Source organism: Mesorhizobium sp. L48C026A00, assembly GCF_000502375.1.
Taxonomy (GTDB): domain Bacteria; phylum Pseudomonadota; class Alphaproteobacteria; order Rhizobiales; family Rhizobiaceae; genus Mesorhizobium; species Mesorhizobium muleiense.
The window spans coordinates 88,924-113,289 of record NZ_AYWU01000014.1 but is presented as its reverse complement, the minus strand read 5'-3'; the positions used below and the strand labels follow the sequence as shown (position 1 = coordinate 113,289).

The 24,366-nt window shown below is 64.2% G+C and carries 25 protein-coding genes; 11 read left to right on the top strand and 14 right to left on the bottom strand.

The genetic code is table 11. From position 1 onward, the window contains the following. Positions 1-121 precede the first annotated feature (121 nt). The 3 genes from X738_RS64175 (at position 122) to X738_RS64165 (ending at position 4,781) form a co-directional block, all read left to right on the top strand. A complete protein-coding gene (locus tag X738_RS64175; protein ID WP_023800569.1) occupies positions 122-2,755 on the top strand; it encodes an FtsK/SpoIIIE family DNA translocase in 2,634 nt (877 codons plus the stop codon). Between the two features lie 167 nt (positions 2,756-2,922). Beyond that, a complete protein-coding gene (locus X738_RS64170; RefSeq protein ID WP_023800568.1) occupies positions 2,923-3,606 on the top strand; it encodes an outer-membrane lipoprotein carrier protein LolA in 684 nt (227 codons plus the stop codon). A 368-nt stretch (positions 3,607-3,974) separates the two neighbouring features. After that, complete coding sequence (locus tag X738_RS64165; RefSeq protein WP_023800567.1) at positions 3,975-4,781, top strand: exodeoxyribonuclease III; 807 nt, start codon at positions 3,975-3,977, stop codon at positions 4,779-4,781. Positions 4,782-5,054: 273 nt separating this feature from the next. Here X738_RS64165 and X738_RS64160 read toward each other — a convergent pair whose 3' ends face one another. Both X738_RS64160 and X738_RS64155 read right to left on the bottom strand, forming a co-directional pair. Continuing rightward, complete coding sequence (locus X738_RS64160) at positions 5,055-5,510, bottom strand: cyclic nucleotide-binding domain-containing protein (RefSeq protein ID WP_023800566.1); 456 nt, start codon at positions 5,508-5,510, stop codon at positions 5,055-5,057. Between the two features lie 232 nt (positions 5,511-5,742). Next, positions 5,743-6,426: a response regulator transcription factor gene (locus tag X738_RS64155; RefSeq protein WP_023800565.1), complete on the bottom strand. Its 684-nt coding sequence runs from the start codon at positions 6,424-6,426 to the stop codon at positions 5,743-5,745. Between the two features lie 84 nt (positions 6,427-6,510). Between X738_RS64155 and X738_RS64150 the strand changes: the two genes are divergently transcribed. Then, a complete protein-coding gene (locus tag X738_RS64150; RefSeq protein WP_027155920.1) occupies positions 6,511-7,107 on the top strand; it encodes a L,D-transpeptidase family protein in 597 nt (198 codons plus the stop codon). Positions 7,108-7,226: 119 nt separating this feature from the next. Here the strand turns inward: X738_RS64150 and X738_RS64145 are convergent, their stop codons facing one another. Continuing rightward, on the bottom strand, positions 7,227-7,463 hold the full coding sequence (locus X738_RS64145; protein WP_023800563.1) for a hypothetical protein: 237 nt from the start codon (positions 7,461-7,463) through the stop codon (positions 7,227-7,229). Positions 7,464-7,627: 164 nt separating this feature from the next. Between X738_RS64145 and gcvA the strand changes: the two genes are divergently transcribed. After that, entirely contained in the window at positions 7,628-8,563 is a 936-nt protein-coding gene (gcvA, locus tag X738_RS64140) for a transcriptional regulator GcvA (RefSeq protein ID WP_023800562.1), read from the top strand. A 60-nt stretch (positions 8,564-8,623) separates the two neighbouring features. On the opposite strand, the gene X738_RS64135 is transcribed toward gcvA, so the two are convergent. The 6 genes from X738_RS64135 to tsaD all read right to left on the bottom strand — a co-directional run bounded on the left by X738_RS64135 (position 8,624) and on the right by tsaD (position 12,795). Continuing rightward, a complete protein-coding gene (locus X738_RS64135; protein ID WP_023800561.1) occupies positions 8,624-9,046 on the bottom strand; it encodes a DUF1761 domain-containing protein in 423 nt (140 codons plus the stop codon). 132 nt (positions 9,047-9,178) lie between these two features. Then, a complete protein-coding gene (locus tag X738_RS64130) occupies positions 9,179-9,778 on the bottom strand; it encodes a class I SAM-dependent methyltransferase (protein ID WP_245277728.1) in 600 nt (199 codons plus the stop codon). Between the two features lie 53 nt (positions 9,779-9,831). Next, positions 9,832-10,257, bottom strand: coding sequence for an EVE domain-containing protein (locus X738_RS64125; protein WP_023800559.1), 426 nt, complete (start codon positions 10,255-10,257; stop codon positions 9,832-9,834). Between the two features lie 123 nt (positions 10,258-10,380). Further along, positions 10,381-10,677 (bottom strand): YciI-like protein, encoded by a 297-nt coding sequence (locus X738_RS64120; protein WP_023800558.1) that lies wholly within the window; start codon positions 10,675-10,677, stop codon positions 10,381-10,383. 25 nt (positions 10,678-10,702) lie between these two features. Beyond that, a complete protein-coding gene (locus X738_RS64115) occupies positions 10,703-11,713 on the bottom strand; it encodes an NAD(P)H-dependent glycerol-3-phosphate dehydrogenase (RefSeq protein ID WP_023800557.1) in 1,011 nt (336 codons plus the stop codon). Beyond that, positions 11,710-12,795 (bottom strand): tRNA (adenosine(37)-N6)-threonylcarbamoyltransferase complex transferase subunit TsaD, encoded by a 1,086-nt coding sequence (gene tsaD, locus X738_RS64110; protein WP_198032846.1) that lies wholly within the window; start codon positions 12,793-12,795, stop codon positions 11,710-11,712. The genes X738_RS64115 and tsaD overlap by 4 nt, the downstream gene beginning before the upstream one ends. A 103-nt stretch (positions 12,796-12,898) precedes the next feature. Between tsaD and hemC the strand changes: the two genes are divergently transcribed. The 6 genes from hemC to X738_RS64080 all read left to right on the top strand — a co-directional run bounded on the left by hemC (position 12,899) and on the right by X738_RS64080 (position 19,014). Then, positions 12,899-13,825 carry a hydroxymethylbilane synthase gene (gene hemC / locus X738_RS64105; RefSeq protein ID WP_023800555.1) on the top strand — a complete coding sequence of 309 codons (927 nt, stop codon included), beginning with the start codon at positions 12,899-12,901 and terminating at the stop codon, positions 13,823-13,825. Between the two features lies 1 nt (position 13,826). After that, positions 13,827-14,543 (top strand): uroporphyrinogen-III synthase, encoded by a 717-nt coding sequence (locus X738_RS64100; RefSeq protein ID WP_023800554.1) that lies wholly within the window; start codon positions 13,827-13,829, stop codon positions 14,541-14,543. Positions 14,544-14,634: 91 nt separating this feature from the next. Beyond that, complete coding sequence (locus X738_RS64095) at positions 14,635-16,128, top strand: COG4223 family protein (protein WP_023800553.1); 1,494 nt, start codon at positions 14,635-14,637, stop codon at positions 16,126-16,128. 10 nt (positions 16,129-16,138) lie between these two features. Continuing rightward, complete coding sequence (locus tag X738_RS64090; protein ID WP_023800552.1) at positions 16,139-17,740, top strand: heme biosynthesis protein HemY; 1,602 nt, start codon at positions 16,139-16,141, stop codon at positions 17,738-17,740. 64 nt (positions 17,741-17,804) lie between these two features. Beyond that, positions 17,805-18,284, top strand: coding sequence for a TerB family tellurite resistance protein (locus X738_RS64085; RefSeq protein WP_023800551.1), 480 nt, complete (start codon positions 17,805-17,807; stop codon positions 18,282-18,284). Positions 18,285-18,297: 13 nt separating this feature from the next. Beyond that, positions 18,298-19,014 (top strand): glutamine amidotransferase, encoded by a 717-nt coding sequence (locus tag X738_RS64080; RefSeq protein ID WP_023800550.1) that lies wholly within the window; start codon positions 18,298-18,300, stop codon positions 19,012-19,014. Positions 19,015-19,050: 36 nt separating this feature from the next. Here X738_RS64080 and X738_RS64075 read toward each other — a convergent pair whose 3' ends face one another. From X738_RS64075 to gnd, 5 genes are all read right to left on the bottom strand, one after another. Then, positions 19,051-20,286 (bottom strand): MFS transporter, encoded by a 1,236-nt coding sequence (locus X738_RS64075; protein WP_023800549.1) that lies wholly within the window; start codon positions 20,284-20,286, stop codon positions 19,051-19,053. A 301-nt stretch (positions 20,287-20,587) separates the two neighbouring features. After that, entirely contained in the window at positions 20,588-21,049 is a 462-nt protein-coding gene (locus X738_RS64070; protein ID WP_023800548.1) for a MucR family transcriptional regulator, read from the bottom strand. Positions 21,050-21,196: 147 nt separating this feature from the next. Next, positions 21,197-21,901 carry an ROK family protein gene (locus tag X738_RS64065; protein ID WP_023800547.1) on the bottom strand — a complete coding sequence of 235 codons (705 nt, stop codon included), beginning with the start codon at positions 21,899-21,901 and terminating at the stop codon, positions 21,197-21,199. A gap of 16 nt (positions 21,902-21,917) precedes the next feature. Next, complete coding sequence (zwf, locus tag X738_RS64060) at positions 21,918-23,294, bottom strand: glucose-6-phosphate dehydrogenase (RefSeq protein ID WP_023800546.1); 1,377 nt, start codon at positions 23,292-23,294, stop codon at positions 21,918-21,920. 16 nt (positions 23,295-23,310) lie between these two features. Further along, entirely contained in the window at positions 23,311-24,327 is a 1,017-nt protein-coding gene (gene gnd / locus X738_RS64055) for a phosphogluconate dehydrogenase (NAD(+)-dependent, decarboxylating) (RefSeq protein ID WP_023800545.1), read from the bottom strand. Positions 24,328-24,366: the final 39 nt, after the last annotated feature.

Sequence of the window (24,366 nt, the reverse complement as noted above, 5' to 3'; positions counted from 1 at the left end):
GGGAGCGCCGGCACGCACCCATGGTTAATGCGGCCTTAACCTTCCCGCCGATAGTCTGGCATCCGAATCTGCCGGAGTGCGTCATGCGTCCGGCCAGTCCAAGACAGACGGGGAACGACGAATGCGTTCAGGGGCTACAGCACCGCTTGCGCTGGCCGATACGGGGCACGGCATCCGGGCGTTCGCGCGGCGTCAGGTCGGCCGGCTGCTTGGCGCCGGCCTGTTTGCGCTGGTCGCCTTCGGCGTCGCCAGCCTCGCCACCTGGAACGTCGCCGACCCAAGCTTCTCCCACGCCACCGACAACATCGTCACCAACGCCATGGGCTATGTGGGCGCTGTCTTCTCTGACCTAGCCATGCAGTTCTTCGGCCTTGCCGCGGTCGCGGCGCTGGTGCCGGCGGTGGCCTGGGGATTTCTGCTGTTTTCGGCACGCGGCGTCGACAGGCTGCCGAAGCGCGGGCTCGCCTGGTTCGGTTACGCGGTGCTTGCCGCGGCCATGGCCGGCTGCGTGGTGCCTCCCAAGACCTGGCCGCTGCCGACCGGTCTCGGCGGCGTGTTCGGCGACATGGTGCTGAAGATTCCCGGCCTCGTCGTCGGCGGCTATCCGACCGGTCTCATCGCCAGCGTGCTCGCCGTGCTTCTGGCCGCGCCGGCACTGTGGCTGTTTGCCTACGGCTCGGCGCTGATTGCACGCAAGAATGGTTTCGCCGTCCTGGAGCAACCGGCCGCAGCCGACCAGGACGACCTGCTTTTCGACAATGATGAGGACGAGGGCGACGAGGGCATTCTGGCGCTAGGCGCGATCACGCATTGGTGGCTGTCGTTGCGGGCCTATCTCCGCCGCCGCGCCGCTCGCCGCCGCGAGCGCGACGATTTCGAACCGGAGCCGCGCGCCAGCGCCTGGCGGCGCGCTGCCGAACGGGTCGAATCGGCCGAATTCGCCGAATCGCGGATGAGCGCCGACGGCCGGGCCCGCGTCGAGCCGGAATTCTTCGCCGCCATGGTCAACGACCGCAGCGCCTCGCTCGATCCCGACGACGCCGATGTTTTTGACGATGACATGGATTTTGCGCCGGAGCCCGCGGGCCAGCGCAGCGCTGCGCCCAATGCGAAGGTGCAGCCGTTCCGCTCCGATGCAGCCACCCGCGTCGCGGCGCCGGCGCCGCGGCCGGTTCCGGGCGCGCGTGTCCAGCGCGAAGCGCAGTCCTCGCTGATCGGCTCCGAACAATTCGAAATGCCGTCGCTGCATTTCCTGTCCGAGCCGAAGAACGTCGTGCGCGACGCCAGCCTGTCCAAGGACGCGCTCGAGCAGAATGCCCGCCTGCTCGAAGGCGTGCTGGAGGATTTCGGCGTCAAGGGCGAGATCATCCATGTCCGCCCCGGCCCGGTCGTCACGCTCTATGAGCTGGAACCGGCGCCCGGCATCAAATCGTCGCGGGTCATCGGCCTGTCCGACGACATCGCCCGATCGATGAGCGCGATCGCCTGCCGCGTCGCCGTGGTGCCGGGCCGCAACGCCATTGGCATCGAGCTGCCGAACGCCAAGCGCGAGACCGTCTATCTCAGGGAAATCATGGCCAGCCGCGATTTCGAGACCACCAAGGCCAAGCTGGCGCTGGCGCTCGGCAAGACCATCAATGGCGAGGCGGTCATCGTCGACATCGCCAAGATGCCGCACGTGCTGGTCGCCGGCACCACCGGCTCGGGCAAGTCGGTCGCCATCAACACCATGATCCTGTCGCTGCTCTACCGACTGACGCCACAGGACTGCCGGCTGATCATGATCGACCCGAAAATGCTCGAACTCTCGGTCTATGACGGCATCCCGCATCTTCTGACGCCTGTCGTCACCGATCCGAAGAAGGCGGTGGTGGCGCTGAAATGGACCGTGCGCGAGATGGAGGACCGCTACCGCAAAATGTCCAAGGTCGGCGTCCGCAACATCGACGGTTTCAACGCGCGGGTGCAACAGGCCGAGAAGAAGGGCGAAAAAATCTCGCGCACCGTGCAGACCGGCTTCGACCGCCAGACCGGCGAAGCGGTCTATGAGACGGAAAACCTCGATCTCGAGCCAATGCCTTACATCGTCGTCATCATCGACGAGATGGCCGATTTGATGATGGTCGCCGGCAAGGACATCGAAGGCGCGGTGCAGCGCCTGGCGCAGATGGCGCGCGCCGCCGGCATCCACGTCATCATGGCGACGCAGCGGCCGTCGGTCGACGTCATCACCGGCACGATCAAGGCCAACTTCCCGACCCGCATCTCCTTCCAGGTGACGTCGAAGATCGACAGCCGCACCATTCTGGGCGAGCAGGGCGCCGAACAGCTGCTCGGCATGGGCGACATGCTCTACATGGCCGGCGGCGGCCGCATCCAGCGCGTTCACGGTCCCTTCGTTTCCGATGACGAGGTCGAGAAGATCGTCGCGCATCTGAAGCTACAGGGCGTGCCGGAATATCTCGATGCCATTACCGAGGATGACGACGAGGACGACGATGAGCCGTCGGGCAAGGGTGGCTCGGGCGGTGGCGGCGGCAATTTCGAGGATTCCGACGATCCCTATGACCAGGCGGTTGCGGTGGTGCTGCGTGACGGCAAAGCCTCGACCAGCTACATCCAGCGCCGGCTCGGCATCGGTTACAACCGCGCCGCCTCGATCATCGAGAAGATGGAGAAGGAAGGCATTGTCGGCCCGGCCAACCACGCCGGAAAACGCGAGATTCTGGTGCCGACGGAGGACGACAAGTTCTGATCCGCCCGGCACCAACCGACAGGATTTTCGCGGTTGCAAGCTGACGGCAGCAACTTTGAACCTTCTGGCGCGTTTGCAACGACCAAGCGCTGTTCGGCCGCCAAACTTAAGCCCAACTGGGGAGCCAAACACTGCGACAACAGATGAACCAGACGAGAGTAACCGGCATGAAAAACTCTTCTTTCGCCATGATCAGCGATTTTGCCCCGACCCGCCGCCAACTGCTTGGCCTCGGTCTGGTGCTGGCAGGTGCCGCGGCCATCAATGTCGTGCCCGGGGTCCAGTTGCTGGCGTCGGCGCAAGCGGCGGTGCCAGCCACCGCGCAGAAGATCGCCGACCATTTTTCCTCGGTCAAATCGATGGCCGGCGAATTCGTGCAGTTCGGACCCAAGGGCGAGCAGACCGGCGGCAAGTTCTTTCTGGAACGGCCGGGCAAGATACGCTTCAACTATGATGGGACGTCGAATTTCCGGGTGATTTCCGACGGCAAGTCGGTGGTCATCCTCAACAAGCGGCTGAAAACGTCCGATCTCTACCCATTGTCTAAAACGCCGCTCAAGCTGCTGCTCGACACCAGGATCGACCTCTCCGGCGGCCGCGTCAAAAGCGTCAAGGAAGAGAACGACGTCACCACCATCCAACTCGCCGACAAATCGGTGTTCGGCAGTTCGAAGATCACCATGATGTTCGATCCGAAAACCTACGAATTGCGCCAATGGACGATCACCGACGCGCAAGGCAAGGACACGACGGTGATGATCTTCAACGTCAGGGAAGGCGTAAGCTTCGCCCCCGACACTTTTGCCATCGACTATACGGCCAACCGCGAACTGAACACCAAGTCGCGGTAGGTTGCCAACGCTGGCGGAAGGTTCCAGGCGTTGGTGCTGCCCCTCACCTGCCTGCCGGCATCCTCTCCCCGTATAGGGACGGGGAGAGGGGACCCTTCATCAATGATTTCGCCAACCATTTGTCAGCGTAGCAAAACGAGCGCCAAGGGTGAGGTCAGCCCCTTCTCCCCGTCACATACGGGGAGAAGTGCCCGGCAGGGCGATGAGGGGCGGCGCCGAGGTCGACCATGACATCAACAGGCCCGGCCAACCGCTGCCGGCTTGTTTTTGCGGTGGGCGGCTGGCAGTAGTTTCCGGGATTGACTTTGAAAGACCTCGTTCCCGTCGGAGCCATCTGGCGGACCTTGCACTGTCCCGGAATCCCAAACATGCCCTTTTCGATCGCGACCTGGAACATCAATTCCGTCCGCCTGCGCATGCCGCTCGTCGAACGCCTGCTTGTCGAACAGGCACCGGACGTGCTCTGCCTGCAGGAAACCAAAGTTCCGGACGAACTGTTTCCTGAGAAGGCGTTTCGCAAGCTCGGCTATCAGCACATCGCCTTCCACGGCCAGAAGGGCTATCACGGCGTGGCGACGGTGGCGCGCCGGCCGATCGCGATTGTCGAAAAGCGCCGCTTCTGCGAGATCGAGGACTGCCGACATCTGTCGGTCACCGTGCGGGCCGGCGGCAAGGCGATCCTGCTGCACAATTTCTACGTTCCGGCCGGCGGCGACGAGCCCGACCCCATCATCAACCGCAAGTTCAAGCACAAGCTGGATTTCGTCGCCGAAATGAACGCCATCCGCGCCGAGCACGACGAAGTCTCCGGCTCGATCCTGGTCGGCGACCTCAACATCGCGCCGCTCGAGCACGATGTCTGGTCGCACAAACAGCTCCTGAAAGTGGTCAGCCATACACCGGTCGAGACGGAAAATTTCGAGGCGATGCGGCTTGCCGGCGACTGGGTCGACCTGATGCGGCTCAACGTGCCCTACGAGCAGAAGCTCTACACCTGGTGGAGCTATCGCGCGCAGGATTGGCAAGCGTCGGATCGCGGCCGGCGGCTCGACCATGTCTGGTCGTCGCCCAACCTGGTGCCGAGCTTTGCCGGCTACGAGATCCTGCGGCCGGCGCGCGGCTGGCGACGGCCGTCGGACCATGTGCCGGTGATCGCTCGGTTCGACCTGGATTAAGTGTATCGATATTCAGATGAGGCCGGCCTGCGAATAGTGGTCTCCTGCGCTTCCGGCCTTCGCCGGCCGAAGCACTCATGAGCGGTCGCAGCAGTTACAGGCTACGGCCGGCGTAGGCCGGTGCTCACGTACCCAAAAGTACGCTCCGGTTCTCGGATCCCACCATTCTCGGCTCGGCCTGATCTGAATCTCGACACGCATCAGCCCCTGCCGCCCCTGATCCGATTGGCTTTCACGGTCTGTTGCGAGAGCGAGTTGCAAAAGCATCCGGTGTCAGTCGTCGAAACGCGGCGCCAGCTTCTCGATGCGGCGGATCATTGCCAGAAAATCCTCTGAGATGCGCTGGTGCAGGTGGACCGCGATATCGGGGTATTCCTCCAGGATGCGGTGGAACATCTTGCGGCTGAGCCGCAGCACTTCTGAATCGATCTCGGCGGATGCGCTGGTCAGCCGGTTGGTGTCGGCGATCAGCGCCAGTTCGCTCAGCATCGTACCGGGGCCGGCCGTGCCTATCGGGACACGGGCACCATCCTGCTCGCGATACAGCACGATGCGCCCGCTGACCACGATATAGGCGCAATCGGCCTCGTCGTCCTCGCGGTAGAGCTTGTGGTCGGCCTGCAGCCTGGTGGTTTCCGCGCCAAAGGCGAGCAGACGCAGCTGTTCCTCCGTGAAGCTTTCGAAGAGCCTCACGGCGGATAGAATGCGGATGTCGTCATCCAACGCCATCTAGCTGTGTCCCCGAACGGCCAGTCCAATCCCTCCATTGGAGCGCCGAGCGTTCCTTTGGACGCGGCAAAGGACGCTCTAAACGCTTTGAAATCGACGCATCGGGCTTTCCAAAAAACGAATCGGGTTTTTGGGCCGTTGCGCCAGCGAGCTCGATCCAGAACCACCTCCAGTCTCAGGATCGTACCCGAAAGCGGCGCCTCCCCTAACCGCTGATTGAATGATTAAATATTTAAGGAACCAGCTTGTAGCCACCACTTTCTGTCACAAGAATTTCTGCGTTGGAAGGATCGCGCTCGATCTTCTGGCGCAGCCGATAGACATGGGTTTCCAGCGTGTGCGTGGTGACGCCGGAATTGTAGCCCCACACTTCCTCGAGCAGCACGTCGCGCGTCACCACCTTCTGGTCGGCGCGATAGAGATACTTGATGATCGAGGCTTCCTTTTCGGTCAGCCGCACCTTGGCGCCGCGCTGGTCGATCAGAAGCTTCTGGCTAGGCTTGAAAGTGTAGGGGCCGACCGAAAAGGTGGCGTCTTCGCTCTGCTCATGCTGGCGAAGCTGGGCACGGATGCGGGCCAGGAGAACCGCGAAGCGGAACGGCTTGACCACATAGTCGTTGGCGCCGGCTTCGAGGCCGAGAATCGTGTCGGAATCGGTGTCGTGTCCCGTCAGCATGATGATAGGCGACTTGTAGCCGCCCTTGCGCAGCATCTTCACCGCCTCTCGGCCATCCATGTCGGGGAGGCCGACATCCATGATGAGCAGATCGATGATGCCGCCGCGGGCCGTGGCGATGCCTTTGGCGGCGGTTGATTCCTGCAGGACGTCGAATTCTTCATAGAGAGACAATTGCTCGACGAGCGTGCCGCGCAGGTCGTCATCGTCATCGACGATCAGAATGGTGCGTGAAGTCATGGATCAATCCGTTGTTTTGAAAAGAAAATTCAGTTGACCGCTGCCTGTTTATGCGGAAGCTGACCGGCACAACAGCCGATCACAATGATTTGTTCCGTGGCACGATCATACAAGAAAAAACGCGCGTGCAATGAGGCGAGCGCATTTTTGCGAAAAGGGCTTCGTGTTCTCACCGTGCGCGCCAGGCCCGGCCACCCCAGCCAGGGACTTCTGCAGGCTGGCAAACTGGTGTTTTCCTGTGCGCTGGGGCGCGGCGGCATATCGGCCGGCAAGCGCGAAGGCGATGGCGCCACGCCGCTTGGGTCGATGCGGATACTGTCGGGATATTTCCGTAACGATCATTTTCCCGGCGGCCGCAAAACCCGGCTGGCGATGGCGCCGATCGGTCGCGATCTTGGCTGGTGCGAAGTGCCTGAGGACCGCAACTACAACCGTCCGGTCAAGATTCCCTATGGCGCCAGCCACGAGCGGATGCTGCGCGCCGACCGGCTTTATGACGCCTGCCTGGTGCTCGACTGGAACATTGCGCCGCGTCGCCGCGGACGCGGCAGCGCCATCTTCTTTCATTTGGCGCGCCCCGACTTCACACCGACGCAAGGCTGCGTCGCGGTGACAGCACGCACGATGGCCCGGCTGCTGCCGCTGCTGTCGGACCGCACGGTGATGAGGGTGGTGAGGTAGGGGAATAGGGGAATAGGGGAATAGGGGAATAGGGGAATAGGGCAGGAAGAAAGTGTCAGTAGGATTGCGCGGACGCGCCGCGTCCTTTCGTTTTCGTACTCCCCTACTCCCCTACTCCCCTACGTCCGCGGCCTCTGCCAGCCGATACCGAGCAGACCCAACCGGCCGAGTTCCCGGTCCATCGCGCGCGCGACATCCTTGCGCTCGGCGCCGATGTCGCGCAATTGCCGGTCCGAAAGGTCGTCGACGTTCTCGGGCGGGAGGTTGACCGCCATTTTTGCATGGCGGAACCAATCAGACACCGCGCGCAGCCAGGCCGGGCGGATGGTTACAGGACTCAAGACGATGTGAGACATGGTGCAATCCGGCTTCTCCGGACATCAAGTCCGGTTTGATGTTCGTTCGATGGTCACATCATGACGGATTGAAATTAAAACGAGAAACGAGTAGTTTTCTCTGCATCTTCAAGTTTTGTTTGAGGATTGAAAATGCTCGACCGACCTCTCCTCGTCCTATTCTGATGGCGCGCCTGCTGCCTGGAACCCGTGCCCTGAGGACGCTGGAAGCAGCCGCCCGGCACCTCAATTTCACCCGCGCCGCGGACGAACTTGGCCTGACCCCGGCCGCGGTCAGCCACCAGATCAAGGAGATCGAGGATCAGCTCGGCATCGTGCTGTTCACGCGCACCAGCCGCACCATCCGGCTGACCGAGGCGGGCGCGGTGCTGTTCGAGGCCTCGACCGACGCGCTCGACCTGCTTGGCCGCGCCGTCTCACGGGCCCACAAGCTGGCGCGTGGAACGGCGTTGCTGAAAGTGACACTCGACGCCCAGTTCGCGACAAAATGGCTGATGCGACGCGTCGACGATTTTCGCAAGCAGCGACCGGGCATCGAGCTCCGCTTCGACATTGCCTCTGAATTGCGCGATTTCGACCTGGACGACGTCGATGTCGGCATCCGTTTCGGCGCGGGAAAATATCCGGGACTTTGCACCCACCGGCTGTTCGACAACATCATCATCCCTGTGTGCAGCCCCAGCCTTCTGGCCTCCGGCCCGCCGCTGCGCGAGCCACGCGATCTCTTCCATCACACGCTCGCCCATATCGAGTGGGCGCGACAGGGCGTGACCTGGCCAAACTGGCGGATGTGGATGGCGGCGGCCGGCGTCGACGATTTCGACGACAGCCGGACGATCGTTTTCGGCACCTCGACCGACGCCGTTCAGGCCGCGCTCGACGGCAATGCCGTTGCGCTCGCCGATTTTGCCATGGTGGCGAACGACCTTTCCGAGGGCCGGCTGATCCGGCCCTTCGAACTTGGCATCAAGGTTCCGCCCGAATTCGCCTACTTCCTGGTCTATCCCGTCGCATCCGCCAATGATCCCAGGATCGTGGCGTTCAGGGATTGGCTGCTCAACGAAGTTCACAACCCGCAGCCGGAGCCGACGCTTGGATGAGCTTCAGGTCGCTCTGAGTGATCAGCTGGCAGTCGTCGACCTATTTTCATGGCGGCAGCGTCAGCCCGCGACATCCGCCGCGCCGAACCAACCGATCACCGCGCCGATGATAAGCAGCACGCCGAGCCAGTGGCCGCAGTCGATGATGGTCAAGTCCCAGTCGAACCCTTGGTAGCGATGATTGGCGGATAGCGTCGTGGCGACGAATCCGAACCAGAGAACGAAGCTGAAGACGAGCCCGGCAACGAGGCTCGGTTCGCCACCGGTCATCGCTGCGACGATCAGAGGCATGACGAGCGCCATGACAATTTCCGCGACGAAGCTGATTACGAAGGGCAGCGGCGATTTACTCATGTTCGCCGGATCAAGCCTGGTGGCCTTTAGCCACGGCTTGCTCAGGCCCATGTACCAGGCAGCGCCGAACAACCACGCCACCACCGCGGCGACGATCACTGCCAGCCAGTTCACTGCTGAAAAATCCATGATTTCCTCCCCGGAAGCATATCGCTCAAAAGCATGCCCCCGGGCCCGAGCCGGGGTGCCCAGCGGTTTTGGGACAACGGCATGCGTATTCTCAAAATCGAAGCGTGATGGAACGCCTGTTCGGCGATGCCGTCAAGAAAACCGCCAGACGGTGGTGCGTTTGACCAGCGCGTCTTCCAGCGCCCGGGTTACCGCCACGTCGTAGACGGCGAGCGGCTCCAGTCCAGCTTTCGGCAGATAGGAGCGGCCGGGATCGCCAACGAGGATGTCGGCGCCACGCGCCTTGAGCGTCGCGAACCATGGCTTCAGCCGGTCGGCGAAGGATTTGTCGTAGAAGACGTCACCGGCCAGGACCACATCCCAGCCCGCATCGGTTCCGATGCAGTCGGTGCCAAGAAACATTATCCCGACGCCATTGGCCTCGGCGTTGAGGCGGATCGCGGTCGCGCAGAACGGGTCGATGTCGGCGGCGATCACCTCTGCCGCGCCGGCCTTCACTGCCGCAATGGCGACAAGGCCGGAACCGGAGGCAAAGTCGAGCACGCGCTTGCCCTGCACATCAGACGGATTGTCGAGGATGTAGCGGGCAAGGCCCTGGCCGCCGGCCCAGGCGAAGGCCCAGAAAGGCGGCGGCAGACCGATTTCGGCCAGTTCGTCCTCTGTCCGCTGCCACAGATCATGCGCCTCGTCGGCCAGATGCAGCAGCATCTCCGGCACATGCGGCGGTGCCATCAGCGCCGTGTTGTCGAGGATGAAGTTTCTCGCGCTGTTTGGCGTCAGCGTCGTCACGGCGCCGGCGTCAGGTCGCCCATGCGGCAGACCTCTTTCCATTCGGCCGGCGTCACCGGCTGCACGGAAAGTCGTCCGAGCCGGACCAGCGCCATCTCGGCAAGCTTGGGGTTGGCCTTGACCTGCTCCAGCGTCACCGGCTTCGGCACATCCTTGACGGCGCGGATATCGACACATTCCCAGCGCGGATCGTCAGTAGTGGTGTCCTGATGGGCCAGCGCGCAGACCTCGACGATGCCGACCACGTCGAGCCCGTCGTTGGAATGGTAGAAGAAGCCGAGATCGCCGATCTGCATCGCCTTCATGTTGTTGCGCGCCGCATAGTTGCGCACGCCGTCCCATTGCGTGCCGGCCTTGCTCTTCGCCTTGAGGTCCTCGAAGGAGAAGACCGAGGGTTCGGATTTGAACAGCCAGTAGTTCATTTTTTGCTCCTCCGCGGCTGGAGATCAGCTGCAGCGCCGCGCGTCTTTCAGACGCGCAAAGGACGCTGTAGCACTTTGATTTTGCGCATGATCCTCTCCGAAAATCGATTCCGATTTTCGGAGTCATGCACTCACTGGCTTGTTGAAGGTCCAATTCCATTGCCGGATTTCGACGCTTTCGAACAGCCCTGCCCTGGCAAAGGGGTCTGCCGCCGATAGCGCTTCTGCCGCCTCCAGATCGAGCGCCTCAACCACGACGAGGCTGCCGTTCGGCTTGCCGTCGGCGTCGAGGAACGGACCGGCGAAGGCCAGCTTGTTCTCGCCGTTCAGTCCCTCCAAAAAGGCAACATGCTCGGGCCGCGTATCGAGCCGCACCTGCAGGCTTCCAGGCTTGTCCTTGCAAATCAGCGCAAACAGCATCTTTCCATCTCCGGATTGTTCAACATTACACGTCGGTTTCGGTCTTCAGCGGCCTTGTCATCAGCGCCGACACAGCCTGGCGGATGGTGATCGTGCCGTCCAGTATGGCGGCGACGGCCGTGATGATCGGCGCGTCGATGTTGCGCTCGGTGGCGATGCGGGCGGCGATCGCCGCCGTCGGCACCCCTTCGGCCAGGGGCAGCCCGGCAAGCGGCTTGCCTTGCCCCAGCGCCAGCCCGTAGGCGAAATTGCGCGACTGGGCGGACGAGCAGGTGAGCAACAGGTCGCCGAGACCGGAAAGTCCCATCAGCGTTTCCGGCCTGGCGCCGAAGGCGGCGCCGATGCGGCGCAATTCGACAAAGCCGCGCGTCACCATGGCGGCCTTGGCGCTGGCGCCGAGCTCGGCGCCGGTGACCGCACCGGCGGCAATGGCGAAGACGTTCTTCAGCGCGCCGCCGATCTCGACGCCGATGAGGTCGTCGCTCGAATAGCAGCGCAGATTCTGCGCCGAAAAGCGTGCGGCCAGGTCGGCCGCCAGACCCTCATTGCCGGCGGCGACCACCACGGCCGTCGGCAGCCCCCTGGCGACGTCAGTGGCGAAGCTCGGCCCGGACAGGGCGGCGACCGGATTTTCAGGCAGGGTCTCTCCAGCGACCGCCGACAGCAATGCGCCGGTGTCGCGCTCGATGCCCTTGGCGCAGAGGACCAGCGGGACGTCCTTCGGCATATGGGCTTTCGCGGTGGCCAGCATGGCGCGCAGCGACTGCGCCGGCGCCACCGCCAGAACGCAGTCGGCGCCGTCGAGCGCAGCCTCGATGTCGCTCGTTGCCACGATGCCGGCCTGGAGCGCGATGCCCGGCAGATAGCGCGGATTTTCGCCACGGTCGATCGCGGCGACGGTCTCCGGGTCGCGCGCATAAAGGCGGACGAAATGGCTGGCGCGCAGCATGGCCAGCGCCAGCGCCGTGCCCCAGGCACCGCCGCCGAGCACGGCAATGCGCCAGCCGCTTGGTACCTCGTGCCCGCTGCCGCTCATGCCTTGGCTCCGCGCCGGCCCGAGCCGACCATCGGAGCGGAGATGCTGTCCAGCGGCCAGCGCGAACGCGGCACGAAATCAGCGGTGTTTTCACCCGATATGCCGGCGCGCAGCCGCTCGATGCCGGCCCAGGCGATCATCGCCGCATTGTCGGTGCAGAGCTTGAGCGGCGGCGCGACGAAAGCAAAACCGGCCTTCTCGCACAGGGCTTCGAGTGTCGTCTTGATCGTCCGGTTGGCGGCGACACCGCCTGCAACGACGAGCGCAGGCTTCAGCTCGCTCGGAAACTCCTGGCGGAAACGGTTCAGCGTCCTCGAAACACGGTCATCCAGCGCATCCGCAACCGCCGCCTGGAAGGAGGCGCAGATGTCGGCGACGTCCTGGTCGCTCAAAGGGGCAATGGCCGTCGCTGCTTGGCGCACGGCGGTCTTCAGCCCGGAAAAGGAAAAATCGGGCTGCGCCGAGCCCTTCATCGGCCGCGGGAAGGCGAAGCGCGCGGCGTCGCCGGTCGCCGCCGCCTTCTCGACATTCGGCCCGCCTGGATAGGGCAGGCCGAGCATCTTGGCCGTCTTGTCAAAAGCTTCGCCGAGCGCATCGTCGATGGTCGTCGCCCAGCGCTGGTAGTCACCAACGCCGCGCACCGCGACGATCTGCGTGTGGCCGCCGGACACCAGCAGCAACAGATAGGGAAAGTCGAGCCCGTCGGTCAGCCGCGCGGTCAGCGCATGGCCTTCGAGGTGGTTGATGGCGATCAGCGGCTTGTTCGCCGCGGCTGCGATCGCCTTGGCCGTCATCAGCCCGACGATCAGACCGCCGACGAGGCCGGGGCCGGCGGTCGCAGCGATCGCGTCGATATCGGCGAGATCGACGCCTGAATCGGCAAGCGCGGCCTCGATGATGCCGTCCAGCGCCTCGACATGGGCGCGCGCGGCGATTTCCGGGACGACGCCGCCGAAGGCGGCATGCTCTTCGATCTGGCTGAGCACGATATCAGCCAGGATTTTCGGCGCGCCGCCGCCGTCCAGCGCTACCACGCTGGCGGCGGTCTCGTCGCAACTCGTCTCAATGCCCAGAACGCGGATCAATTCGTTGCCATCCCTGGAGATTGTGCAACCAGCCTTTCCCCGTTAGGAGAAAGCCCGGAAACGGCCTCGATCTGCCGGGGGTTATCACGGACAGCGCGCCATGCAAACAACCTTGAAAATCGGAACACGCGGCAGCCCGCTGGCGCTGGCGCAGGCGCATGAAACGCAGGCGCGGCTGATGGCCGCTCACGGCATGCCGGTTGAGGCATTCGAGGTGGTCGTCATCTCGACCAGCGGCGATCGCATCCAGGACCGGCCGCTGTCGGAAGCCGGCGGCAAGGGGCTGTTCACCAAGGAAATCGAGGAGGCGCTGCTGGCGCGCCGCATCGACATCGCCGTGCATTCGTCGAAGGACATGCCGACGGTGTTGCCCGACGGGCTGGAACTGTCTGCCTTCCTGCCGCGCGAGGATGCCCGCGACGCCTTCGTCGGCAAGGCGGCCAAAACGATCGCCGGATTGCCGCACGGCGCGAAGGTCGGTTCGTCGTCGCTCCGGCGTCAGGCGCTGATCCGGCGGATGCGGCCGGATCTCGACGTGGTGATGTTCCGCGGCAATGTGCAGACGCGGCTGCGCAAGCTCGACGAGGGCGTCGCCGACGGCACCATCCTTGCCTATGCCGGGCTGAAGCGGCTCGGGCTCGAAGATGTCGTCACCGACCTGATGCCGCTCGACAGCTTTCCGCCGGCGCCGGGGCAAGGCGCGATCTGCATCGAAAGCCGCATCGGCGACCTCGATGTGGAAAGAATGCTGACGGCAGTCCACGACGTGCCGACCGGGCAGGCGCTGGCCTGCGAACGCGCTTTCCTGGCGGCGCTCGACGGTTCCTGCCGCACGCCGATTGCCGGCCATGCGACGATATCGGCCGAAACGGTGTTCTTCGGCGGGCTGATCATCTCGCCGGACGGCGCGCAATCGCATGAGGTCAAGGCGGAAGGCCCGGCGCAGGATGCCGCGCGCATCGGCGACGATGCCGCCAGGACCGTGCGGGCCAAGGCCGGCGAAAAATTCTTCGACGGCTGGGCCTGATATGCGTCGCGTCCTGGTGACGAGGCCGGAGCCGGGCGCCTCGCGCACGGCACAGCGGCTTGAGGACCTGGGTTTTAAGCCGATCCTGCTGCCGCTGACCGAAACGGTGGCGCTGCCGGTTGATCCGGACAGGGTCGCAGCCAATACCGCGGCCGTTGCCGTCACCAGCGCCAATGCCGTGCGCCATGCGCCGAAAGAAATCAGCGCGGCGCTCGCCGGTTTGCCTTGCCATGCCGTCGGCAGACGGACAGCGCAGGCCGCCCGTGCGGCCGGGTTTCTGTCGGTCAGCGAAGGGCCGGGCGATGCCGAGGCGCTGGCGGATGCGCTTGCCGGCGATTGCGCCGGACAAACCATCGTCTATTTGTGCGGGCGGGTGCGTTATTCGGGTTTCGAGCAGCGGCTGCAGTCGGCAGGCGTTCAGGTTCGCGCCGTTGAGACCTATGACACTGTCGCGCTGGATTATTCCGATGAGGCCGTTCTTGCGCGCTTGTCCGGCCTGCCGGTCGAGGCGGTGCTGCTCTTTTCGGCCAAGGCCGCCACAGCGCTGCAGGCACTGGCTGGGCGGCCGGCGCTGCGTGAGCTTTTTAAAAAGACATGTTTTTTTGCGCTGTCCGGACGTATCGCCGCAGCCTTGGAGACGGTTGCCTCAGAACAGCTCCGCGTTGCGCCGGAGCCCAGCGAGGAGGCGCTGCTGGAGCTTTTGCGGACGTCGCCTTGACCCCGTGTCATCACGCCGCCCCTTTTCACCGCTTGGTGATGTGCTAGACCCTTCCTGAACCATCCCGAAGCGAAATTTGCGGAGCCCAAGCATGGTCAAGACGCCGAAGATGCGGCATTCGAAAAGCCGTCGCGAGCCGGTGACCATCGAGCTCGATCCCGGCGCTGTCTCGCGCGTTGCCGACGAGAATGCCGCCAACGGGCGGACCGACGAGGCGAAGGCGGAGGAGGCGGCAAGCGCGTCGCAGCCGGAAGCGCCTGAAGAACCCGTCCATGCCGGCCAGACCGACATCGAGCCGTGGGAACATGCCGAAGCGGCCCCGCCGGACGGCTCGGAACAGCCGGCCGAGGGCGGTGCCAAAACTCCTGAAGGGCCCAAACCGACTTATCCGGCCGGATCGGAGGCATCGGCGAAGCGGGCCTTCGACTACAGTTTCGACGACGCATCGGCCAAGGACGCTTCGGCCAAGGCGGGCGCCGCAGACGCGCCGAAGGAAACCCAGGCAGGGACTGAAGACATGGCAGCGCAGCCGAAGCGCGGCGGCATCAACGGCATCGCTGCCGGCATTATCGGCGGCGTCATCGCGCTGGCTGCCGCCGGAGGGCTGCAGTTTGCCGGCCTGCTCGGCGCGCCAGGGGTTGGCGATTTATCCTCGAGCGGCGTGTCGCTCGATGGCGTCAACAGCGAAATCGCTGCGCTGAAGAGCGAGATTGCCGGGCTCAAGGATACAGCCGGCAACAATGACGCCTCGGCCAAGGTGGACGGGCTGTCGTCAGCGCTGGATCAGGTCAAAACGGATGTCGCGGCGCTGAAATCGGCGATCGAGCAGGGCGGAGCAGGCGACACAGCCGGGCTTGCAGCCCTCGGCGACAAGGTCAGGCAGATCGAGACGGCGGTTGCGGCGCTTGGCCAGACCGGCAACACGGCGCCGGTCGATCTCGGACCGCTCAACGAAAAGCTGGCCGGGCTCGACGCGGCGGTGAAATCCGCCGGCGAGACGGCGAAGGCACAGGACGGCCGGCTTGCAGCGCTGGAACAGTCGGTGTCTCAGCTTTCCGGCAAGGTCGAGGCACAGGCCGGGCAGCCCAAGGTTGCGCTCGCCATCGCCGCATCGGCGCTGAAGGCAGCACTCGACCGTGGTGCGCCATTCGCCGCCGAACTCGAAACCTTTGCGGCGATTTCGCCGGATGCTCCAGAGATCGCAGCCTTGCGTCCCTACGCCGAAACGGGCGTTCCGACCCGGGCGGAGATCGCAACCGAAATGCCTGCCGCCGCCAATGCCATGGTCGCTGCCTCCGAGCCCGTCGACCCGAATGCCGGCTTCCTGCAAAACCTGCTGTCGAGCGCGCAATCGCTGGTCAAGGTCAGGCCGATCGGTGCAGTCGAAGGCGCTGGCGCTCCGGAAATCGTCGCTCGCATGGAGGTGGCGGTCGATCAGGGCGATTACGCCAAGGCGCTCAGCGAATACGATATGCTGCCCGAGGCGGTGAAGGCGGCCGGCGCCGATTTTGCCGGCAAACTGAAGGCGCGAATCGAGGTCGAGAAGCAGGTCGACGCGCTGATCGCCAGTGCGATGAAGGCGTGAGGGAAACCCGATGATTCGCATTCTGCTTTTTTTCGCCGTGGTTTTCGCGCTCGGGCTGGGCTTCGCCTGGCTGGCCGACCGGCCAGGCGAGATGGTCGTCACCTTCAGCGGCTATCAATACCAGGTCAGCCTGATGGTGGCAGCGGTGGCGGTCGTTGCCGTGGTTGCCGCGGTGATGATCGTCTGGTGGCTGCTCAAGGCGCTGTGGAACAGCCCCTACACCATCTCGCGCTATTTCCGCGTGCGCCGTCGCGATCGTGGCTATCAGGCGCTGTCGACCGGTATGATTGCCGCCGGCGCCGGTGACGGGGCGCTCGCCCGCAAGAAGACCAAGGAAGCGGCAAAGCTGATCCGCTCCGACCAGGAGCCGCTGATCCAATTGCTGGAGGCGCAAGCCTCGCTGCTCGAAGGCGACCATGAGGGTGCCCGCGAAAAGTTCGAGACCATGCTCGACGATCCCGAAATGCGGCTGCTCGGCCTGCGCGGGCTTTATCTCGAGGCCGAACGCCTCGGCGACCGCAACGCGGCGCGGCACTACGCCGGCCGCGCCGCGGCGATGGCGCCGCAGTTAGCCTGGGCCGCCGAATCGACGCTGGAAGACCTGACCGGGCGCGGCGACTGGGACGGCGCGCTGAAACTGGTCGAGGCGCAGAAATCGACGCGGCAGATCGAGCGCGATGCCGCCAACCGGCGTCGCGCCGTGCTGCTCACCGCCAAGGCGCAGGCGCTGATCGACAGCGATCCCAATGCCGCCAAGACCGCTGCTCTGGAGGCCAACCGGCTGCGGCCGGATTTCGCGCCGGCGGCGGGGATCGCAGCCAAACTGCTGTTCAGACAGAATGATGTGCGCAAGGGCGCGAAGATCCTCGAAACGGCGTGGAAAGCCGAGCCGCATCCAGAGATCGCCGAGCTTTACACCCACGCCCGGCCAGGCGATGCCGTGCTCGACCGGCTGAACCGGGCGAAGAAGCTGCAGGAGATGAAGAAGAACCACGCCGAATCGTCGCTGGCGGTGGCGCGCGCCGCGCTCGACGCGCAGGACTTTTCAACCGCCCGCAAAGAGGCCGAGGCGGCTATCCGCATGGATCGCCGCGAAGGCGCCTATCTGCTTCTGGCCGACATCGAGGAGGCAGAGACCGGCGATCAGGGCAAGGTGCGGCAGCTTTTGTCCAAGGCAGTGCGTGCACCGCGCGATCCGGCCTGGGTCGCCGACGGCGTCGTTTCCGAACGCTGGGCGCCGGTGTCGCCGATCACCGGCAAGCTCGACGCCTTCGAGTGGCGTGCGCCGATGGAGCGGCTCGGCCAACTCATCGACAGTGACGAGGATGCGCCGGACGCCGCGGTGCCGACAATTGCAGCGCCAACGAAGCCGGAAAAGGAAAATGTGATCGAGCTGAACCCCGCTGGTTCGGCCGAAAGACCGACCGCCGTGGCGGCATCGGAAACTGACGAAGACGATGTTGCGCCGGTCACCGCCACGGCGTCTGCCGCAGTGCCGCCGGATGGCGACGCTGCCGAACCGGCGGAGGAAATGGCCCGGTTGCCCGACGATCCCGGCGTCGATCCGGATGACGAAGAGCAAAAATCACCACGCAAGTTTCGATTGTTTTGATTTGGCTGAGCTTGAAAAGTTTGGCTGAGCTTGAAAGTTTTGGCGGATGGGAAGCAGGAATCACATGTTAGAACGCGTTCTGTCGTTTCTGAAGGACCTGCCGGCAGACGGCCGCGCCCGCAACAACGCCGATGATCCGCGCGTTGCTGCATCCGCCCTTCTCTACCATGTGATGAGTGCCGACGGCGTGCGTCAGGATGCCGAATGGGAGCGGTTCAAGGCGGTGCTGGCGGAAAGCTATTCGATCAGCGGCGACGAGCTCGACGCGCTTGCCGCTGCCGGCGAGCGGGCCGACAATGAGGCGATCGACCTCTACGCCTTCACCAGCGTTTTGAAGCGTCAGCTCGATCCGGACGCGCGAAAAGCCTTCATCGGCCTGATGTGGGAAATCGTCTATGCCGATGGCGAATTGCACGAGCTCGAGGACAATATCGTCTGGCGCGTCGCCGAGCTGATGGATGTCGAACGCCACGACCGCGTCGAGGCACGCCGCAAGGCGGCCGCCGAAGTGCCGGGCGCGGCTGGAACATCGAGCGACGAATAGACGGGATTTCCCCATGCCACCCACGCCGAGGCCGAGACCAAAAATCCTGATCGTGCTGCATCAGGAGAGTTCGAGCCCCGGGCGCGTCGGCCACATGCTTATCGAAGAAGGCTTCGACCTTGATCTCCGCTGCCCGCCGCTCGGCGACGCCTTGCCGGAAACACTGGACGGTCATGCCGGAACCGTGGTGTTCGGCGGACCGATGAGCGCCAATGACGAGGACGATTTCGTCCGCCGTGAGACCGACTGGCTAAAAGTGCCGCTCCGGGAGAACCGGCCGTTGCTCGGCATCTGCCTCGGCGCGCAGATGCTGGTCAACCATCTTGGCGGCAAGGTCGAGGGTCATGGCGAGGGGCTGGTCGAGATCGGCTGGTATCCGCTGACAGCGACCGAGGACGGCAAGAAGCTGATGCGCTGGCCTGAGATGGTCTATCAGTTTCACCGCGAGGGCTTTTCGCTGCCGAAGGACGCGACGCTGCTGGCGACGGCCGAAACCTATCCCAACCAGGCCTTTCGCTATGGCGACAATGCCTGGGGCATCCAGTTCCATGGCGAATTGACAAGGGCGATGATGCAGCGCTGGGTCGTTCGCGGCGCGCATCGCTTCGAGTTGCCCGGCGCGCAGCCCGGTCGCGATCATCTCGGCGGCCGGCTGATCTGGGACATGCATCTGAAGCGCTGGCTTGGCGAATTCCTGCAGACGATCTTCGGCAAGCCGGCGCTGTCCTGATCTGGTCTGGTTTGCCCGGATCAGAGCGCCCTGGGATCAGTTTCGCCCGTTGAGGTGGCGGACCTTGCGCAACTGCGGGAACAGCACCGCCCACAGCCCGGCGACAACGACTGCCCCGACGCCGCCGATCACCACCGCGGGCACAGTGCCGATCAATGCCGCCATGGTGCCGGCGCGGAATTCGCCAAGCTCGTTGGAGGCGCCGACGAAAACCTGATTGACGGCGTTGACGCGGCCGCGAACCTTGTCCGGCGTCCACAGCTGGATCAGCGTCTCTCTGATATAGACGCTGAACATGTCGGCGGCGCCGAGCAAGGCGAGCGCTGCGATCGACAGCCAGGTGATGGTGGAAAGGCCGAACAGCACCGTGAAGGCGCCGAACAGCGCGACGAAGCCGAGCATGACCACGCCGGCATGGTTGCGGATCGGATGTCCGGCCAGCCAGATGGCAACGCAGATGGCGCCGATGCCCGGCGCCGAACGCAACAGTCCCAAGCCCCATGGGCCGAGTTCGAGGATGTCGCGCGCATAGACCGGCAGCAGCGCCGTGGCGCCGGACAAAAGCACGGCGAACAAATCGAGCGAAATGGCGCCGAGCACGATCTTCTCGCTCCAGATATAGCCGAAGCCGGCAAACAGGGTCTGCATCGTCGGCCTGTCGGCCTCGCTGCGCTCGGCAGGCTTCGGGATGGTGAAGACCAGCACCGCTGCGACAAACATCAGAACGGCAGCGGTGCCGTATGCCGCTTGCGCCGAGAGCCCGTAGAGCAGGCCGCCGGCAACCGGTCCGACGATGGTCGCCGTCTGCCAGGCGGACGAATTCCAGGCGATCGCGTTGCCGAAATCCTCCGGCGGCACGAGGTTGGCGAACAGCGACGCCGCGGCCGGTCCGAAGAAGGCGCGCGCGATGCCGAACATGGCGAGCACGCCGAAGATCAATCCCGGTCCGCTAAGGCCGCGCAGCGTCAGCAGCAGCAGGGCCAGCGCGCAGATCGCCTCCAGCAGCACCATCAGCGCCATGATCAGGCGGCGGCCGAAACGGTCTGCGACCACCCCGGTGATCAGCACCAGCAGCAGCGAAGGCAGGAACTGGACAATGCCGACAAGGCCGAGATCGAACGGATCGCGGGTCAGGTCGTAGACCTGCCAGCCGACGGCGACGGATACGATCTGGGTGGCGAATGTGGCGAGGAAGCGTGCCGCCCAATAGCTCAGGAAGGGTTTGTGCCGGAAGGCGGCATAGCGCCGGTCGGGCGGTGCGTGAGGTGTCATGAATCAGGCCCCGTGGCAAGGAAGTCGGCCGGCGGGGCACTTCCACGAGGGCGCTGGTCCGACCACCGCGCTTTTAGCGCAGTTCGGTGCGAGGCGCGCGCAAAAATCGGCTCTGGATCAAGGATTTCCGGCTACCATGCTAATTGCACAGCTCGGCGGAGGTGGAAGAGTTATTAGGCGCGCAGGTCGAGTTCTCCCCGCGCCCCCTCTTGTCCTGCCGGACATCTCCCCCCCAAGGGGGGAGATTGGACGTCGCGACGGCTTTCGCCAATCTCGAGCGTCAAAGGCGACTTCGAGCGCGTCAGACCGTGGCCTTGGGCTTCCTGGTCTTCTTGACCGGCGCCGGCGGGGCGGCCTTGCGGCCAAGGCCGATCGCCTTCGCCAACTGCGAGCGCGAGGCCGCATAGGTCGGGGCGACCATCGGATAGTCAGCCGGCAAGCCCCATTTGGCTCGGTAGGCATCCGGCGTCAGTCCGAAATGAACGCCGATATGGCGCTTCAGCGATTTGAACTTCTTGCCGTCTTCGAGGCAGATGATGTAATCCGGCGTCACCGATTTCTTGGGATTGACCGCCGGGATCAGCGGTGCTGCGACCGGAACGGCGGGCTGGCCGAGCCCACCTATCGACGCGCTGACGCTGGCGATGAGATCGCCGAGGCCGGAAGCGGGCAAGCGGTTCTTCTCGACGTAAGCGGACACGATGTGAGCGGTCAGCTCGAGAAGGTCGATGTCCTTGCGGGCTTTGTTGCTGTCGTCGGTCAATCTATTTTCTCCGTTAGTGGGGTCGCAGAATTCCTAGTCGGCAAATCTGCATAACGCAATGACGCCGCACCACGCTACACATTATTTTGAATAACAATACTAACGGCCGGGCCAGATCAACAGGTTTGGGCCCGAACCGCTATAATATCAGACAATCAGGGATTTGTCGCGCCACAGTCGAAATCCCCCGTCGAAGGCGCGTGTGTTGTCGCCACGCCTGCAACCGGCAGGCAATTCGTCGAGTTTGTCGACATTGCCGCCGCCGATGACCACATAGTCAGGCTGAAGGGCGGCGCGCAGCCGCTCGACGATGTCGAAGACGTGTTTGCGCCATTTCTTCTTGCCGCGCTTTTCAAGGCCGCGTTCGCCGACATAGTCCTCGAAGCTGCCGCCCTTCTTGTAGGGAAGATGCGCGAGCTCCATCGGCTGGGCGACGTTGTCGAGGACCATCGCAGCACCGAGTCCGGTTCCGAAACCCAGGAACAGCATGCGCCCGCCTTCATAGCTGCCGACGGCCTGCATCAGCGCGTCGTTGACCAGCTTCACCGGCTTGCCGAACTGCGTTGCGAAGTCAAATCCGACCCAACCCTTGCCGAGATTGGCGGGGTCGGCCAGCGGCCTGTTGTGGTGCACCGGGCCGGGATAACCGATCGAGACGACATCGTAGGGCAAGCCATCGGCGAGCGTCTGCGCGGCGGCGATCATCTGCTGCGGCGTCAGGCCGGGTCCGGAATCGGCTCTGCGCTCCTCGCCGCCGGCGCTGGTGAGGATCTTGACATGGGAGCCGCCGATATCGATCGCAAGCACGATCTTTTCGCTGTCCGGTGCTTGCTTTTTCGCCGCCTTGGCCATTGCGTCGCCTCCGAGTTCATTTCGCCGGGTTGATCCAGCCGTTCGGCGGTCCGAACCCGGCCATCGCATCGGCCGGACCCCATGCTCCCGGCTCATAGAGGTGTGGCGGCGTGGTATCGCCGAGCACCGGGCCGACGATCCGCCAGGCAAGCTCGCTGGCGTCCTGGCGGGTGAACAACTGGCCGTTGCCGTTCATGGCGTCGCCGATCAGCCGCTCATAGGGCGGCATGTCGCCCTTGCTGTCGTCGAGCGCGGTGAGTTCGACCTGCTCGCCGATCATGTCGTCACCAGCGGCCTTGCGCTGGGCGCCGATCGAGATCGCCACCTGCGGGTCGATGCGGAAACGGACGTGATTCGCATCTCCGGGTTTGATCGGGTCGAAGACGTCGAGTGGCGGCCGCTTCAGCCGCACGATGACCTCGGTGGCGTGCACCGGCATGCATTTGCCGGCGCGGATGAAGAAGGGCACGTCCCGCCAACGCCAGGTGTCGACGAGGAAACGCACCGCCGCGAAGGTCTCGACCGGCGAATTCGGCGCGACGCCCGGCTCGCTGAGATAGCCTTTGAACTGGCCGCGCACGACATCGTCACTGGTCAGCGTCCGGATCGCCCGCAGCACCTGCACCTTCTCGTCGATCAGATCGTCGGCCGAGCGGCCAACGGGCGGCTCCATGGCCAGCAGCAGCAGGATGTTGAGCAGATGGTTCTCGATGACGTCGCGGATGCAGCCGACCTCGTCGTAGAAGCGGCCGCGGCCTTCGACGCCGAAATCCTCGGCCATGGTGATCTGCACGCTCTCGACGAAATTGCGGTTCCAGATCGGCTCGAGAAAGGAATTGGCGAAGCGGAAATAGAGCAGGTTCTGGATCGCCTCCTTGCCGAGATAATGGTCGATGCGAAAGATCGACTGCTCGTCGAACACCAGGTGAAGGACCCGGTTCAGCCAGCGCGCCGATTGCAGATCGTGACCGAACGGCTTTTCCACCATCAGGCGCGCGCCCTGGGCTGCGCCCGACTGTTCCAGGCCCTGGATGACCGTCTCGAACATGGTCGGCGGCACCGCCAGATAGTGCAGCGGGTGCTGCGCGGTCCCGAGCGCGCTTTTCAGCTTCTCGAATGTCGCGGCGCTGCGGTAGTCGCCGCTGACATAGCGAAGCAGCGAGGCAAGTTTCGCGAATATCTTCTCGTCGACCTTGCCGATGGCCTTGACGATGCCGTCGTGGGCCCGCGCCTGCAACTGCTTCAGGTCCCAGCCGTCGAAAGCGACGCCGATCACCGGTTCGGTGAGCGTTCCCTTGGCGACCATGGCGTAAAGTGCCGGGAAGATTTTTTTGTGGGCGAGGTCGCCGGTCGCCCCGAAAAGCACCAGCGTGTCGGACCGTTCCTGGTTCATGAGCGTGTCTTCCCCGTCACGAGCCGGTCTTCGGCTTTTCGACATGGCCGCCAAAGGCATAGCGCATGGCGGACAGCAGCTTGTCGGCGAATTCGGATTCGCCTTGCGAGGCGAACCGGTCGAACAGGGCCGAGGACAGAACCGGCGCCGGCACGCCGGTGTCGATCGCCGCCTTCAGCGTCCAGCGGCCTTCGCCGGAATCCGAAACCCGTCCGCCGAACTGCGTCAGCCCCGAATCGGCCTTCAATACGCCCGCCGTGAGGTCGAGCAGCCAGGAGCCGATGACGCTGCCATGCCGCCAGACCTCGGCTACCTCGGCGATATCGATGTCGAACTGGTAATATTGCGGGTTTTCCAATGGACTGGTTTCGGCGTCGGCCGTCCGCTGTCGCTTGCCGGCATTCGCCGACTTCAGGATGTTCATGCCCTCGGCATAGGCGGCCATGACGCCGTATTCGATGCCGTTGTGGACCATCTTGACGAAATGGCCGGCGCCGCTCGGTCCGCAGTGGAGATAGCCGAACGGGGCGGTTCCGGCATCCTTGCCGGGGGCGGGCACCCCGGCATCGGCGCCTGGAGCCAGGGTGGCGAAGACCGGGTCGAGATGCTGGACCGCGCTGTCGGGGCCGCCGATCATCAGGCAATAGCCGCGCTCGAGGCCCCAGACGCCGCCGCTGGTGCCGACATCGACATAGTTCAAGCCTTTCAATGCCAGGCGCGCGGCATGGTCGACAGCCTCGTGATAATAGGAATTGCCGCCGTCGACGATGATGTCGCCCGGCTCCATCAGGTCGGCCACCTGATCGACGATCCGGCTGGTGATCGCCGCCGGCAGCATCAGCCAGGCGCTGCGCGGCTTGGTCAGCTTGCCGACGAACTCCTCCATCGAAGCGGCTCCGATCGCGCCAGCCGACACAAGGGCTTCAACGCTGGCCGGGTTGATGTCGTAGACCACGCATTCATGGCCATCGCGCAGCAGGCGCCGCACCATGTTGGCGCCCATCCTGCCCAGTCCCATCATTCCGATCTGCATGTTTTTCGTCCTGCTTCTTGAGGGATAGAAGATCTACTG